We start from the raw sequence: 15,420 nt of genomic DNA on the forward strand, positions 1-15,420 counted from the left end.
ATCGCCGTGACCGCGTCAACGCGCCGCGCGGGAGGCGCCCGCCTCGTCCACCGCCGTGTGGATGAACCGCATCTTCTCGAGCACCGCGGCCGGCAGCACGAACGGGTACAGATCCTCTTTGCCCATCGACCGGTTGACCATGTTCAACGCCCAGGCCAGCGGCAGCCAGAGCTCGATCAGGGTGTCAAATCCGCTGGGGCCCAGCACCCGCCGCTCGAAGGTGGCGCCGGCGGGCGCGAAACCGAAGGCCGCCGCGGTGTCGAGGGCGTCCCGGATGTGCAGATAGTGCGCGAACGTCTCGGCCCAGTCCTCGGCCGGATGCATCGTGGCGTACGACGACACGTACTGCTCTTCCCACCCGGCGGGCGCACCGTCGCGGTAGTGCCGGTCCAGCGCCGCCTGGTAGTCGGCGTCGGGGTCCCCGAACAATTCGGTGAACCGCGCGAGGGCATCGGGCGACGGCTCGACCAGCCGGTAGAAGTAGTAGTGCCCGATCTCGTGGCGGAAGTGGCCCAGCAGCGTCCGGTACGGCTCGGCCATGGCGATGCGCAGCTGTTCGCGGTGCACGTCGTCGCCCTCGGCGAGGTCCAGGGTGATGACGCCGTTCTGGTGCCCGGTGAACACCTGTTGCTGCTCGCTGGACAACAGGTCGAAGGCCAGGCCCTCGGTCGACAGGCCCAGCTCCGTCAGTTCGGCGATCAGCCGGCGCTTGGCCTGCTCGGCGACCGCGAAGGCCGCCAGCGCCTTGGTGTCGTCGTCATTGGGGCGCGTCCGGGTCAACGCGCAGGATGGGCACAGCTGCCGCACCGGCTCGATCCGGACCAGCCAGTTGCATTGCGCCAGATGAAGATTCGCGCACAGCTGGTAGTCGGTCGAGGCCACCGCTCCGGCGTGGTCGCTGTCGCCGGTACCGTCCGGCGGCGCGATCACCAACAGCGCCATGTCGTCCAGCGAGAACCCCAGGGCGCTGCCGCAGCCCAGGCACACCGAGTTCTCGAAGGCCAGCCGCTGGCCGCAGTTGGGGCAGTTGAAGTCACGCACGCAGTTCGCCTCCCGCAATAGGTGCGACGTCGACGGAGACGTCGATGATGCTGCTCTCTGAGTCGGTGTAGATGATGCCGCGCAGCGGCGGCACGTCGGCGTAGTCGCGCCCGAACCCGACCACGATGTAGCGTTCGTCGACCATCTGGTCGTTGGTCGGGTCCAGCCCCAGCCAGTTGTTCTGCGGCGTCCACACTGACGCCCAGGCATGGGTGGCATCGATTCCCACCATACGTTCTTTGCCCGGCGGCGGGTCGGTGGCCAGATACCCCGAAACATAGCTGGCGGCAAGACCGTTCGCGCGCAGGCAGGCGATGGCCAGGCGGGCGAAGTCCTGGCACACCCCTTCGCGGGCGGCCAGGACTTCCGCGACCCGGGTGGACACCGTCGTCGACCCGGACCGGTAGGTGAAGTCGGCGAAGATGCGCGAGTTCAGGTCGCGCAGCACCTCGATCAGCGGACGGCCCGGCACGAAACTCGGTGCGGCGTAATCCCGCACCTCGTCGGTGATCTCCGCGGGTTGCAGGTCGAGCACGAATTCGGTGGCCAGCGCACCGTCCGGCCCCGTCGGCCGGGACTGCTCCCACGGCGCCAGCGCCGCACCTGCGGCGTACCACTCGGCGGGCGGCGGGTCGACCTCCACGATGCTGCGTCCCGTCACGACGAGTTCGTGATGTGGTTGCGTCACATGGAAATACGAGCTGATGTTGCCGTACGCGTCCCGGCTCGTGGAACGGTCGGCAGGTTCGGGGTCGATGTTGAGCCGGTACGACTGGCAGCGCTGCTGACCGCTGTCGCGCGGGGTGAGGAATCCGCGGCCGTACGAGCTGGTGACGACGTCGGAGTAGCGGTACCGCGTGCGATGGGTGATCTGGTACTCGCAGCTCATGGCATCTGCCGCCGTTCGTCGGGGCCCCACAGCGGCTGCATGCCACTCGGGAGGGCCAGGTGCGCGGCCCGGATCAGCTCGGACAACTCCCGCAGATCGGTGTGCATACCGTCGAGCAGCTCGGCGAGTTCAGCGCGCCGCCCGTCGTCGGTGACGTGCTCGAGATCGGCCGGATCCTGGCGTCGCAGGCGGGCGGCGATCTCGTCGATCATCCGTTCCGGGCGGGTCGATCCTGTGGAGGACGGCAGTGCCCGCAGGTCGGCGCGCAGGCGCTCGAACTGGAAGGCCAGCGACCGCGGGTTCTCCTCGTCGAACAGCACCAGGTCGGCGATGGCTGCCACGCTCACCTGTCCCAGCATGCGCCTGCGGTACATCACCGCCGATTCACACACCACGAGCACGGACTCGCTGACGGTCCGTTCGGTCTCGGCGCCGTGGGTGGTGGTGAGGGTGGCCCGCAGCAGCGCGGTCAGGCCGAGACCGCGCTCGATGCGCTTGCCGATGTCCATCATCGTCCAGCCCACGTCACGCACCATGGATTCGGCCGCCACGCCGGACAGCGCCAGCATCCCCGCCAGGGTCTGGCTGGGCGCGGTCGACAGGTACGCCTCCCCCTTTGTTTTCGAATCCGGCGGCGGCAGTGCGGTGCCCTGGCGCTGCCGAGCGCGGTCGGACGGCTGCAGCACCGCGCGTTCGACGGCGGCGAGCACCATCCAGGTGTCGTTCGACATCTGGTCGCGGACGGCGCGCGCGGCCAGGCCCAGCCGTTCGACGGATTGCGCCAGCGAGCCCGGACGGTGCCGGTCGGCGGTGAGTGCCCACAGCGTGGTCGGCGTGATGGCCAGTTGTTCGGCGTAGTCGCCGTCGGCGCCGGTGTCGGTGCCGGTGATCTGGCCCAGTGCGGTCAGTAGTACCGGCACGCAGTCGCTGCCGCCGAGGTCCCGCCGGTAGCGGAATTCGTGGTAGCGCTCACGGGTGACGGTGAGCAGCCGGGCGGTGAACTCGGCACGTTCGGCGTACCGGCCCAGCCAGAACAGGTCGGAGAGCACACGCGGCGAGCTCACCGCGCGGGTCGGGCTCGCCGTCATGGCCGGCAGCTCGACGGCCTGCGTCTGCACCACCGCGGCCCGGTCGGGCGATCGCACCCAGACATCCTTGGCCGCAACGGTTTCCATGCCGTAGGCGGCGTGCCCGCGGGCCAGCACGTAACCCAGCCCACCGATCATCGGCGCGTATCCCCCGCGCTGGGCGACGGTGAACAGCCGCATCCCGACGCTGTCGGCGGACAGTCCGCTGGGCAGCAGATCCACGGGGGCCGTAGAGAACTCGGGCAGTTCCTGGCCCATCCATTGCCACGGGGCGGCGGAGATCCGGGCCGCCAGCGCGGCCCGCTTGGCGCTGGACAGGGCGGGGCCGACGATCGCCGGTCCGCCGGTCACCGGCCTGATCAACAGGGTGGACAGTTTGCTCAACAGGTGCGAACGTTCGGCGTCGATGCCGCCCCAGAAACATCGGGCGCTCGGCAGTTCCGGGGTCTCCCCGGTGAGCAGCTCGGCCAGCTCCGGCAGGAAGCGGGCGATACCCGGGCTTTCCAGGATGCCGCTGCCGAGGGTGTTCACCACCGTCACCGCCCCGCGGCGCAGTACCTCGACGAGACCGACGACGCCGAGCCGGGAATCCGGACGCAGGTCCAAGGGATCGACGTACTCGGCGTCCACCCGGCGCAGTACGACGTCGACCCGTTTGAGGGTGCCGAGCGAGCGCATCCAGAGATTGCCGTCACGCACGACGAGGTCGGCGCTCTCGACCAACGGGAAACCCAACACGCCGGCCAGGTAGGCCTGGTCGAAGGCGGTCTCGGAGTGGCTGCCGGGGCTGAGGACGACGACCACCGGCTCCCGCGCGGCTTCTGGTGCCGCATCGATCAGTGCCAGCCGCAGGGCCTGTGCCCACGGCGACGCCGGGCGCGGCGCCATCTTCTCGTACAGCTCGGGCACCGCGTGCGCGACGACCCGCCGGTCGGCGAGCGCGTACCCGGCGCCCGACGGCGCCTGCGTCCAGTCCGCGTTCACCGCGAAGCCACCGTCGCGGTGGCGGCTGACGTCGCAGCCGTGCAGGAACAGCTGGTGGCGTCCCGGCACCGTGATGCCGCGGGCCGCCCGCACGTAACCGGGATGGGCGTACAACAGCTCCGGCGGCAGCACGCCGGAGGTGATGGCGCGGCGCGCGCCGTACAGGTCGGTGAGCACCGCGTCGAGCAGGCGGGAACGTTGCACCAATCCGGATTCGAGGGTGCGCCAGTCCGCCGCGGACAACACCAGGGGCAGGGCGTCGAGCTGCCAGGTGTCCACCACCGGCGTGCCGTCGATGTCGGTGACGGTCTCGCCGTCCCGGTCGACCTGCACATAGCTGATGCCATCGTTGTCGACGAGTTCCCGGACGACGCCACGCAGCTGGTCCAGGCCGGCCCGACCGCGGTCGCGGACGCAGTCGGTCAGCTCCTGCCAGGCCGGCCGGATCGCGCCCGACTCATCGACCAGCTCGTCGTAACCGACACCGGCCACGTCGCGGACGTCGAACAACGGCTCCTGGGCCCGGTCGGCCCGATATCCGGCCAGTGGGTCGCCAACGGGCGCCGCCTCCTCGGCCAGCTCTGGGGATGTGTGTGTACGGAGAACCATTACCGCAGAACGGTACGCACCCGGCGCAGATCGAGGATGCCCGACGCTCCGCCATCGGTGGATTGACGGGCCCGCTTCTCCCGGAGATCGGCCAGATCGACGGCGCCCGGGGTGAATCCGATGGCCTCGAAACGGCGGCCGCGTCGTGACTCGGCCTCGACGGCGTTGACCGGCGGGGTGTCGTAAGCGCGGCCTCCCGGATGCGAGACGTGGTAGGTACAGCCGCCTTTGGAGAAACCGGTGAACCCATCCACGAGTTCGAACCGCAGCGGCCCGTCGACGGTGATGGTGGGGTGCAGTGCGCTCGGTGGTTGCCAGGCCCGGTACCGGACGCCGCCGACCTGCACGTCGGGCGAGTCGGTGGCCAGCAGCGGGATGGGGTGACCGTTCACCGTGACGAGGTACCGGTTCCGGTCGGCGCCGATGAGCCGGACCTGCAGCCGCTCCACCGAGGAGTCGACGTAGCGGGCGGTGCCGGTGCCGGTGGATTCCTCGCCGAGGGTGTTCCACGGCTCGATGGCGCCGCGCAGCTCCAATTCGGCACCGTCCAGAATGACGCTGCCGATCCGGGGGAAGCGGAACTCGGTGAACGGATCCAGCCAGCTGGTGTCGAACGGGATGCCGTGCGCCCGCAGGTCGGCGGCGACCTCGGCGATGTCTTGTATGACGAAGTGCGGCAACAGGTACCGGCCGTGCAGGTTCTCACCGTGCCGGATCAGCGGGGCTCGCAGCGGTTCATCCCAGAACCACGCGACCAGCGACCGCACCAGTAGCGACTGCACCATGGCCATCTGGAAATGCGGCGGCATCTCGAAGCCGCGCAGTTCCAGCAGGCCGAGCCGGCCGCGGGCACTGTCGGGGCTGTAGAGCTTGTCGATGCAGAACTCGGCGCGGTGCGTGTTTCCGGTGATGTCGGTGAGGAGGTGCCGCAGGGCGCGGTCGACGGCCCACGGAGCTCCCTCGGCCACACGCTCGATCTCGGCGAACGCGATCTCCAGCTCGTACAGCGCCTCGAGGCGTCCTTCGTCGACGCGCGGGGCCTGCGACGTCGTGCCGACGAACCGGCCGGAGAACAGGTACGACAGCGCCGGATGCCGTTGCCAGTACGTCAGCATCGACACCAGCAGGTCGGGCCGGCGCAGCAACGGTGAGTCGGCGGGGGTGACGCCACCGAGGGTGATGTGGTTGCCACCGCCCGTGCCGCCGTGGGTGCCGTCGACGTCGAAGGACTCCGTGCCGAGCCGGGCCTGCCGGGCCGCCTCGTACAGGGTCTCCAGTTGTGCGGCCTGCTCGGCGAAGCCGGCGGTGGGCGCCACGTTGACCTCGATGACACCCGGGTCGGGAGTGACGGTCATCTGCTGGAGCCGGGCGTCCGGCGGCGGTCCGTAGCCCTCGATCACGACGGCGACGCCGAGATTGGCAGTGGCTTTCTCGATCCGGCCGACCAGATCGGCGAAATCGTCGAATGCCGTTGTGGGCGGCAAGAATACGTACAGCAGACCGTCGCGGACCTCGGCGACCAGGGCGGTGGGAGGTGCGCCGTCGGCGCTGACGACGGTCGCGGGCCTGGCGGGGGTGTCGACGCGCGCGGGCGCCAGCGGGTCGGCGTCGGGCACCGATCGCGGCGGCTGCCAGCTGATCGAGTCGAGCGGCAATCGCAGGCCCGCAGGTGAATCGCCGCCGATGAGCACCAATCGCCCGCGGCGCAGTTTCCAGTCGGCGGAGACCCATCCGGTGTCGTCATCACGGCGATGCAGGGGCAACACGTGGGCCGCGGGTTCGGTCACCGCGGCATCGAGCTTGTCCGCCAAGGCTTTCCGCTGGGCGGCTCCGTCGTCCGTCAGGTCGTCGGTGACCGGATCCCCATCCGGCCGCCGGACGGCAGCGGCCAGCCGGGCGAGGGCGTCCTCGTACGCCGGACGCACCTGACTGTCCGGCAGCCCGAGCCCGTCGGCGATCTCGGTGAGCAACCGGCGCGCGGCATCCGGTGAAACCTCATGGGATTCACCGGACCACGGATCGGCCAGCAGCGCCGCATCGGTCCACAGTGGCGTCCCGTCGGTGCGCCACATCAGCCCGATCTGCCAGCGCGGCAACGGCTCCCCCGGATACCACTTGCCCTGGCTGCGCTGTACCAGCCCGTCCGGGGCCCAGGCGGCTTTCAGCTGGGCGGTGAGCGCCGAGGCGAGCACGCGCTTGTGCGGGCCGTCGGCGGCCGTGGTCCATTCCTCGTCGGTCTGGTTGTCGATCGAGACGAAGGTGGGTTCGCCGCCGACGGTCAGCCGCACGTCGCGCTCGGCCATCCGTTCATCGATGACGGCGCCGAGGGCCCGGATCGACTCCCATGCCTGTTCGGTGTACGGCAGGGTGACGCGCGGGTCCTCGTGCACCCGCGTCACCACGTTGACGAAGTCGAGCGTGGATTCGCAGGGCTCGACGGCGCCGGTGATCGGGGCGGCCGATTCCGGGTGCGGCGTCGCCGACAGCGGGATGTGGCCCTCCCCGGCCAGCAGACCCGAGGTCGCGTCGAGGCCGACCCAGCCGGCGCCCGGGATGTACACCTCGGCCCAGGCGTGCAGGTCGGTGAAGTCGGCGGCGGGGCCCGACGGTCCGTCGAGCGCCTCGATGTCGGCGGCCAGTTGCACCAGGTAGCCGGACACGAAGCGGGCGGCGAAGCCCATCTTCCGCAGGATCGCGACCAGCAGCCAGGCGGAGTCCCGGCACGAGCCGATGCCGGTGCGCAGGGTGTGATCCGGTGTCTGGACACCGGGTTCGAGGCGGACGCTGTAGCCGACGTCGGCATTGACCGCCCGGTTCAGCGACACCAGGAAGTCGATGGTGCCGGTGCCGGGCACCACGTCGAAGTTCCGGACCCAGGCCGCCGTCAGATCGTCGGAGTCGTCGACGGGGCGCAGGTAGGGCTTGAGGTCGTCGAGCAGGTTGTCCGGGTAGGCGAACGGGACGGTTTCGGCCCATTCCTCGATGAAGAAGTCGAACGGGTTGATGACCTTGAGGTCGGCGATCAGTCCGACGGTGATGCTCAGCTTGGTGGCGCGGTTCGGAAAGACCAAGCGCCCCACGAAGTTACCGAAGGCGTCCTGTTGCCAGTTGATGAAGTGGTCGGCGGGCTCGACCTGCAGCGAATAGGCCTCGATCGGCGTCCGTGAGTGCGGCGCGGGGCGCAACCGAACCACGTGCGGGTACACCTTGACCAGCCGGTCGAACGTGTAGCTGGTGCGGTGCTCCAGCGCCACCTTGATTGCCATAGCGATCGATCCCACCACAAGAACCGGCAGGTCGCAGGGCGAGAAAACTAGCGGCGCCGGGCCCGGTTGTACCCGGCCAGGACCAGCACCCCCGCCGCCACGATGCCGACCATGTTGACGGCCAGCTGCCCCGCCGACGCCAGGGCCACATCCCAGTCGCGCGTGGTGGCCGCAACCACCGACATCCCGGCCGCGGGGACCGTCGTCACCGAGATGAACACCCCAACCAGCGCAGCCGATTTGGACGTCACCAGCGACAGCATCCCGGCGGCACCGGCCAGCAGCGCCACCACGAACGAGAACGGCCCGACCTGGAAGATGAAGTCGACGTTCTGCAGCTCGTGGATACTGCGCAACGTCACCCAGCCCAGCGCCTCGAAGCCGAGCGTGGCCACCGCTGTGACGAGCATCGCCGCCGGGAATCCGACGAGCAGGGCCAGCGCCGCGCGCTTCGCGAGATAGCCCTTGCGTCGCACCACCGCCACCGCCAGGGCGGCCAGCGGCCCGAATTCGGGGCCCACGACCATCGCGCCGACGACGGTGATCGCCGAATCGGTCAGCACGCCGACCGCGGCCAGCAGACACGCGATGCACAGGAACGCCATGTAGGAGATGCCGAGGCTGCTCTGCTCGCGGGTGCGCAGCACCAGCTCGTCCCAGACCACCGCGTCTTCGCCGTCGCCGTCGATCTCGTCCTCGGCGCGGTAGGCGGCCGTCGACAGCACGGTGTCGAGCACCTCCATCGTGATGGCGCCGTCCTGATCGATGCCGAGCGCCCGCAGCCCGCTGATCAGCCCGTCGGCGGCGTCACGGGCGATGTCGGCGGTGATGACGTCACCGCGCGGATCGATCGCCGCGCCCGGGTGGGCCACCACGTTGGCGATGCCGCCGTGGTGCCGGTAGAGCTCGAGCACCGAATCGGCGAGTTCCGGCGGGGTGATCACGCGTAGATGCAGCACGGCCGAAGATTACCGACCACGGCGGCGCGCCAGCTTCATCCCGAGTTCCTCGGGCGGGACCTCGTGTCCGTCCGCGCACCGGATCTCGACGGTGGCATCGGCGCCGCAGCCCAGGTGCGTCAGCCGCAGGCCGGTGTCGCCCAGGTGTTTGCGGCCCCACTCGAACATGGCCCACACCACCGGCATGAAGTCGGTGCCGGCCTGTGTCAGCACGTATTCGTCGCGGCTGCGCTGACCCGGCTCCTGGTACGGCCGTTTGGTCAGCAGGCCGGCCGCCACCAGTTCGGCGAGCCGCGCCGAGGTGGCCGCCTTGGTGATGCCGACCCGCTTGGCGAAGTCGTCGAAACGCGTTGTGCCGTAGTAGGCCTCACGCATGAGCAGCATGGCGGATTTGGTGCCGACCAACGACATGGTCTTCTCGATGGCGCACTGGCCGACCGCCGACCACTTGTCGCGTTCGGCGAGCACACCCTGTAGCGCTGTCATGCGAATCACTCTACCGCTGGGTTGCTCTTGCCATACTCAGGTGTTAGATCTGGGTATAGGAAGCAGTACTCAGCGTGGAGTTACAGGAGGATTCTCATGTCGGGATACACAGACCGCGATGCCGTGATCGTCGCGGCGGTGCGCACGCCGGTCGGTAAGGGCAAGGCGAACGGCGCGCTGCACGACGTACTTCCCGCCGACCTGCTCACCCACAGCCTGCGGTCCGTGGTGGAACGCACGGGCGTCGACCCGGTTCTGGTGGACGACGTCATCGCCGGCGTGGTCACGCAAGCCGGAGATCAAGCGGCAAATGCGGCCCGGAATGCCTTGCTGGGCGCCGGTTTTCCCGAGAGCGTGCCCGGCACCACGGTCGACCGCCAGTGCGGCAGTTCGCAACAGGCCATCTCGTTCGCCGCGCAGGGTGTGCTGGCCGGGTCGTACGACGCGGTGATCGCCGCGGGCGTCGAGTCGATGTCCCGCGTGCCGATGGGTGCCGCCGTCCTGCCGGGCAGCAATCCGTTCGGCGTGGGCCTGGCCGAGCGGTATCCCGACGGCCTTGTCCCCCAGGGCATCAGCGCCGAACTGATCGCGGCGCGGTGGAACTTCTCCCGCACCCAGCTCGACGAGTTCTCCGCAGCCAGCCACGAGAAGGCCGCCCGCGCCGCCAAGGACGGACTGTTCGACAACGAACTCGTGCCGGTGGCGGGCCTGACCGCCGACGAGATCATCCGGCCGGGCACCTCCGTGGAGACCCTGGCCGGGCTGAAGCCCGCGTTCTACAGCGACGCCTACGCCGCGCGCTTTCCCCAGATCCGTTGGGAGATCACGCCCGGCAACTCGTCACCGCTGTCCGACGGCAGCGCGGCGGTCATGATCACCAGCGGCGCCTTCGCCCGTAGCCATGGGCTCACGCCGCTGGCCCGCATCCACACCATGACCGCGGTCGGCTCGGATCCGCTGTACATGCTGACCGGTGTCATCCCCGCGACCGAGAAGGTGCTGGCCCGCTCCGGCCTGTCACTGTCGGACATCGACCTGTTCGAGGTGAACGAGGCCTTCGCACCCGTCGTGCTGGCCTGGGCGGCCGACACCGGAGCCGACCTGGCGAAGACCAACGTCAACGGCGGCGCCATCGCCATCGGTCACCCCCTGGGCGCCAGCGGTGCCCGCATCATGAGCACGCTGGTCAATGCCCTCGACCAGCGCGGCGGCCGCTACGGCCTGCAGGTGATGTGCGAAGGCGGCGGCATGGCGAACGCCACCATCATCGAGCGGCTGTAGCGCTCAGGCGCGCACGAGCTCGAACAGCGGGATGACGCGCGACGTCTTCGCCTGGTAGTCGGCGAAGACGGGGGCCACGGCCGTGATCAACGGATACGTGGCCTCGCGCTCGTCATCGGGCAGTTCGCGGGCGACGACGTCGTACTCCTCCAGGCCGGCGTCGGTTCCGATCTCGATATGCGCATTCGGGTTGGCGCGGAGGTTGTGCACCCAGTCCGGATGGGTCGGAGCGCCGGCCTTCGAGCCGACGATGAGGATCTTGCCGTCGACCGGCAGGTACGCCAGCGGCGACATGCGCGGCTGACCCGACTTGGCGCCCGTGGTGTGCAACAGCAGCAGATTGCCGCCCTCGAACTGGCCGCCAACCTTGCCGCCGTTGGCGCGGAACTCGTCGACGATGGCGGCGTTGAAGGCATGAAAGGACGCGGCGTCCGTGAATTCGGTCATGCCTGACCCAACCTCGCGAACCGGCCCAAATGTTCCCGTCACGGCGCGATACTTGCCTGATATTGACGGAGGTGCCGATGACGCCAGACGCGGACGCAGTTGTGGTGGGAGCCGGGTTCGCCGGCCTGTATCTGGTACACCGGCTGCGGCAGCAGGGTTTCTCGGTCCGCGTCTTCGAAGCCGCCGACGACGTCGGCGGCACCTGGTACTGGAACCGGTATCCCGGCGCGCGCGTCGACATCCCCAGCCTCGACTACATGTTCAGCTTCGACCCGGACTGGCATCGCGACTGGCAATGGTCGGAGAAGTACGCCACCCAGCCGGAAATCCTGCGGTACCTGAACCACGTCGCCGACAAGTTCGATCTGCGCCGCGACATCACCTTCGGCACCCGGGTCACCAGCGCGCACTGGGTCGACGACGCGTGGCGCGTGCGCACCAGCAACGGTGACGATGTCACCTGCCGTCATCTGGTGATGGCCACCGGCTGCCTGTCGATCCCCAAGGAACCGGACATCAAGGGCATCGAAACCTTCACGGGTGAAACGTTTTACACCAACCGCTGGCCGCACGAACCGGTCGACTTCACCGGCAAGCGCGTCGGGGTGATCGGCACCGGGTCGTCCGGCATCCAGTCGATTCCACTGATCGCCGCGCAGGCCGCGCAGCTGACCGTCTTCCAGCGCACACCGTGTTTCTCCATCCCGGCACACAACGGGCCGGTGTCACCGGAGAAGCAGGCGGCGCTGGCAGACGAACGCGCGTACCGGGCAGCGGCGCGGGCGTCGTTCGGCGGGGTACCGCAGGAGCGCACGCTGATCCCGACGTTCGCGGTGCCCGAGGCCTACCGTCAACAGCGCTACGAACGCGCCTGGCAGATCGGCGAACTGCTCGAAACCCTCAACATGTTCTCCGACCTGATGAGCAACCCGGCCGCCAACGCGTCGTTCGCCGACTTCGTCCGCGACAAGATCCGCGCTGCGGTCCATGACCCGCAGACCGCGGAACTGTTGTGTCCCAATGATTATCCCGTCGGCGCGAAACGACTGTGCCTCGACACCGATTACTACGCCACGTTCAACCAGCCCCACGTGCGCCTCGTCGACCTCCGCACCCAGCCGCTGGTCGGCGTCACCGAACGCGGCGTGCAGACCGTGGGTGAATCCTTCGACTTCGACGCGCTGGTGTTCGCGACAGGGTTCGACGCCATCACCGGTGCGGTGACGGCCGTCGACATCGTCGGGCGCGACGGACTCGCACTGAAAGACAAATGGGCACAAGGGCCGTCGACCTACCTGGGCCTCACCACCACCGGATTTCCGAACCTGTTCCTGATCACGGGACCGGGCAGTCCGTCGGTGCTGTCCAACATGGCGGTATCCATCGAACAGCACGTCGAGCTCGTCGCCGAGACGGTGGCATATCTGCGCGAGCACGGCTTCGACACCATCGAACCGACGCCCACCGCGGAGGCCGGCTGGATGCAGCACGTCGCCGACGCCGGCGCCATCACCATGTTCCCGCAGGCCAATTCGTGGTACGTCGGCGCCAACATCCCCGGTAAGCCCCGGGTGTTCATGCCGTACGCGGCAGGTGTCGACTTCTATGCCGCCGCCTGCGCCGACGTGGTGAGCCAGGACTATCTCGGATTCGAGCTGACGGGGCCGACCGGTGCGCAGTGCCACGACGGCGTGGTCAGGCGGCTGCAACCGGACGTGCAGATGGTGCTGGAGATGGTGGCGGCCATGAATCCGCCTCCGCTGGAATCACTTCCCGTCGAGGTGGCCCGCGCCGCCATGGTCGAGGCCAATGCCGCCCGACCCCCGGGTCCGGACGTCGGCGAGATCGTCGACGGTGTATTCGCGGGCGAACTCGAGTACCGGCTGTACCGGCCGGCGACGCCGCGGCCGCACCCGGTGATCGTCTACTTCCACGGTGGCGGCTGGGTGCTGGGCGACGCGACGTCGGACGATCCGCTGTGCCGCGACCTGTGTGTGCGGGCCGACGCGTTGGTCTTCTCGATGAATTACCGGCACGCGCCGGAACATCCGTTCCCCGCGGCCATCGACGACGGCATCGCCGCGCTGCGGTGGGTGGCCGACAACGCCGCGGCACTGGGCGGGCTCCCCGACCAACTTGCGGTCGCCGGTTGGAGCGCGGGCGGGAACATCGCCGCGGCCGTGTGCCAGTGGGCCCGCGACCACGGCGGCCCGCACATCTGCGGGCAGCTCCTGCTGACCCCGGTTACCGACGCGCAGCCGTACCCGTCGTATCAGGAGAACGCCGACGGCTACGGACTGACCACGCCGCTCATGCAGTGGTTCACCGAGTTGTACGACGGCCCCGCCGACGACCCGCGGCGGTCACCGTTGCGTGGCAACCTCGCGGGTCTACCCCCGGCGATGGTGGTGACCTGCGAGTTCGACCCACTGCGCGACGAGGGCAACGCCTACGCCGCCGCACTGGCCGCGGCCGGCGTGCCCACCGAGCACGTTCAGGCCCGCGGCCACACGCACCTGTCGATCACGATGGTCGACCTCGTCGTGTCCGGGGCGCCGATCCGGGCGCAGATGGCCGAAGCCTTACGCGCTTTTCTCAGGCTTGAAGTCGATCCCTGACTCCTTGCGCTGCTGCGCCGTGATCGGTGCCGGGGCGTCGGTCAGCGGGTCGACGCCGCCGCCCGACTTCGGGAACGCGATGACGTCGCGAATGGAGTCCACCCCGGCCAGCAGCGCGGTGATGCGGTCCCAGCCGAAGGCCAGGCCGCCGTGGGGCGGCGCGCCAAAGGTGAAGGCGTCCAACAGGAATCCGAACTTGTCCTGTGCCTCGGCCTCGTCGATGCCCATCATCGCGAACACCCGCTCCTGGACATCGCGGCGGTGGATACGGATCGAGCCGCCGCCGATCTCGTTGCCGTTGCAGACGATGTCGTAGGCATCGGCCATCGCGGCACCCGGGTCGGTGTCGAACGTCGCGATGGAGTCCGGCTGCGGCGCGGTGAACGCGTGGTGCACCGCGGTCCAGGCGCCCGAACCGACAGCGACGTCGCCCGATGCGGTGGCCGCGTCCGCGGATTCGAACAGCGGCCAGTCGACCACCCACGTGAACGCCCAGGCGTTCGGATCGATCAGGTCGAGGCGCTTGGCGATCTCGATGCGCGTCGCACCCAGCAGGGCACGGGCGCCCTTGGCCGGACCGGCCGCGAAGAAGATGCAGTCCCCCACCTTCGCGCCGACGTGCGCGGCCAGACCGGCCCGTTCGTCGTCGGTGAGGTTCTTGGCCACCGGGCCGCCCAGCTCGCCGTCCTCGCCGACGAGCACGTAGGCCAGCCCCTTGTGACCGCGCTGCTTGGCGAACTCCTGCCAGCCGTCCAGCGTGCGGCGCGGCTGAGACGCCCCGCCCGGCATGACGACCGCGCCCACGTACGGCGCCTGGAACACCCGGAACGGGGTGTTCTTGAAGTAGTCGGTGCACTCGACGAGCTCGACGGCGAAGCGCAGGTCCGGTTTGTCCGAACCGAAGCGGCGCATGGCCTCCTCGTAGCTGATGCGCGGCAGCGGCAGCGTCAGCTCGACGCCGATGAGCTGCCACAGCGCGGCCAGCACCTCTTCGGCGACGCCCATGACGTCGTCGGCGTTGACGAAGCTCATCTCGAGGTCCAGCTGGGTGAACTCGGGCTGGCGGTCGGCGCGGAAATCCTCGTCGCGGTAGCAGCGCGCGATCTGGTAGTAGCGCTCCATGCCCGCCACCATGAGCAGCTGCTTGAACAGCTGCGGGCTCTGCGGCAGCGCGTAGAACGAGCCGGGCTGCAGGCGCGCGGGAATCACGAAGTCGCGGGCACCTTCGGGGGTCGACCGGGTCATGGTCGGCGTCTCGACCTCGACGAAGTCGTGCTTGTCGAGCACGGCGCGCGCGGCGGCGTTGACCTTGGAGCGCAACCGGAGCGCGTTGCCCGGGCCTTCCCGGCGCAGGTCCAGGTAGCGGTACTTCAGGCGCGCTTCCTCGCCCGGGGTCTCGTCGAGCTGGAACGGCAGCGGCGCGCTCTCGGACAGCACCTCGAGCGTCGTCGCGTTGACCTCGATATCGCCCGTGGCGATGTCCTTGTTGGCGTTGCCCTCCGGCCGCACCTCGACGGTGCCGGTGACCAGGACGCAGAACTCGGCGCGCAGCCGGTGGGCCTGCTCCAGCACGGCGGCGTCGCGGAACACCACCTGGGAGACTCCGGAGGCGTCACGCAGATCGATGAAGATGACGCCGCCGTGGTCGCGCCGACGCGCCACCCATCCGGCGAGGGTCACCGTCTGACCGGCATCGGTGGACCGCAACGAACCGGCGGCGTGGCTGCGCAACACGAATATCTCCTCTGACGT

The 15,420-nt window shown here is 69.3% G+C and carries 10 protein-coding genes; 2 read left to right on the top strand and 8 right to left on the bottom strand.

Annotation, left to right across the window (positions count from 1 at the left end; translation table 11 throughout):
- Window positions 1-15: 15 nt before the first annotated feature.
- Genes ACJH6H_RS09220 through ACJH6H_RS09245 form a run of 6 tightly spaced genes read right to left on the bottom strand, consistent with a single transcriptional unit; the run spans window position 16 to window position 9,322 of the window.
- Complete coding sequence (locus tag ACJH6H_RS09220; RefSeq protein WP_212811581.1) at window positions 16-1,041, bottom strand: putative zinc-binding metallopeptidase; 1,026 nt, start codon at window positions 1,039-1,041, stop codon at window positions 16-18.
- Window positions 1,034-1,930, bottom strand: coding sequence for a transglutaminase family protein (locus ACJH6H_RS09225; protein ID WP_346415621.1), 897 nt, complete (start codon window positions 1,928-1,930; stop codon window positions 1,034-1,036). Before ACJH6H_RS09225 ends, ACJH6H_RS09220 begins: the two co-directional genes overlap by 8 nt.
- The gene (locus tag ACJH6H_RS09230; protein ID WP_406774700.1) at window positions 1,927-4,611 is read right to left on the bottom strand and encodes a circularly permuted type 2 ATP-grasp protein; all 2,685 of its coding nucleotides are present in this window, start codon (window positions 4,609-4,611) and stop codon (window positions 1,927-1,929) included. The genes ACJH6H_RS09225 and ACJH6H_RS09230 overlap by 4 nt, the downstream gene beginning before the upstream one ends.
- Window positions 4,611-7,877 (bottom strand): DUF2126 domain-containing protein, encoded by a 3,267-nt coding sequence (locus ACJH6H_RS09235; RefSeq protein ID WP_406774701.1) that lies wholly within the window; start codon window positions 7,875-7,877, stop codon window positions 4,611-4,613. Before ACJH6H_RS09235 ends, ACJH6H_RS09230 begins: the two co-directional genes overlap by 1 nt.
- Window positions 7,878-7,924: 47 nt before the next feature.
- Window positions 7,925-8,836, bottom strand: a complete 912-nt coding sequence (locus tag ACJH6H_RS09240; RefSeq protein WP_346415618.1) for a DUF389 domain-containing protein — start codon at window positions 8,834-8,836, stop codon at window positions 7,925-7,927.
- Between the two features lie 9 nt (window positions 8,837-8,845).
- On the bottom strand, window positions 8,846-9,322 hold the full coding sequence (locus ACJH6H_RS09245; protein WP_212811586.1) for a helix-turn-helix domain-containing protein: 477 nt from the start codon (window positions 9,320-9,322) through the stop codon (window positions 8,846-8,848).
- Between the two features lie 96 nt (window positions 9,323-9,418).
- On the opposite strand from ACJH6H_RS09245, the gene ACJH6H_RS09250 reads away from it, so the two are divergent.
- A complete protein-coding gene (locus ACJH6H_RS09250) occupies window positions 9,419-10,603 on the top strand; it encodes a thiolase family protein (RefSeq protein WP_406774702.1) in 1,185 nt (394 codons plus the stop codon).
- Window positions 10,604-10,606: 3 nt separating this feature from the next.
- Here the strand turns inward: ACJH6H_RS09250 and ACJH6H_RS09255 are convergent, their stop codons facing one another.
- The gene (locus ACJH6H_RS09255; protein ID WP_318984518.1) at window positions 10,607-11,050 is read right to left on the bottom strand and encodes a nitroreductase family deazaflavin-dependent oxidoreductase; all 444 of its coding nucleotides are present in this window, start codon (window positions 11,048-11,050) and stop codon (window positions 10,607-10,609) included.
- A 77-nt stretch (window positions 11,051-11,127) separates the two neighbouring features.
- On the opposite strand from ACJH6H_RS09255, the gene ACJH6H_RS09260 reads away from it, so the two are divergent.
- The gene (locus ACJH6H_RS09260; protein WP_406774703.1) at window positions 11,128-13,668 is read left to right on the top strand and encodes a flavin-containing monooxygenase; all 2,541 of its coding nucleotides are present in this window, start codon (window positions 11,128-11,130) and stop codon (window positions 13,666-13,668) included.
- Here the strand turns inward: ACJH6H_RS09260 and aspS are convergent.
- Complete coding sequence (gene aspS, locus ACJH6H_RS09265; RefSeq protein ID WP_406774749.1) at window positions 13,633-15,408, bottom strand: aspartate--tRNA ligase; 1,776 nt, start codon at window positions 15,406-15,408, stop codon at window positions 13,633-13,635. The genes ACJH6H_RS09260 and aspS overlap by 36 nt on opposite strands.
- Window positions 15,409-15,420: the final 12 nt, after the last annotated feature.

The sequence above is a fragment of the Mycobacterium sp. SMC-21 genome, assembly GCF_045310825.1.
Classification (GTDB): Bacteria; Actinomycetota; Actinomycetes; order Mycobacteriales; family Mycobacteriaceae; genus Mycobacterium.

Coding starts and splice junctions, on each gene's coding strand:
- ACJH6H_RS09245 (WP_212811586.1), bottom strand. CDS start 9,322: ATGACAGCGCTACAGGGTGTGCTCGCCGAACGCGACAAGTGGTCGGCG.
- ACJH6H_RS09225 (WP_346415621.1), bottom strand. CDS start 1,930: ATGAGCTGCGAGTACCAGATCACCCATCGCACGCGGTACCGCTACTCC.
- ACJH6H_RS09260 (WP_406774703.1), top strand. CDS start 11,128: ATGACGCCAGACGCGGACGCAGTTGTGGTGGGAGCCGGGTTCGCCGGC.
- ACJH6H_RS09235 (WP_406774701.1), bottom strand. CDS start 7,877: ATGGCAATCAAGGTGGCGCTGGAGCACCGCACCAGCTACACGTTCGAC.
- ACJH6H_RS09255 (WP_318984518.1), bottom strand. CDS start 11,050: ATGACCGAATTCACGGACGCCGCGTCCTTTCATGCCTTCAACGCCGCC.
- ACJH6H_RS09230 (WP_406774700.1), bottom strand. CDS start 4,611: ATGGTTCTCCGTACACACACATCCCCAGAGCTGGCCGAGGAGGCGGCG.
- ACJH6H_RS09250 (WP_406774702.1), top strand. CDS start 9,419: ATGTCGGGATACACAGACCGCGATGCCGTGATCGTCGCGGCGGTGCGC.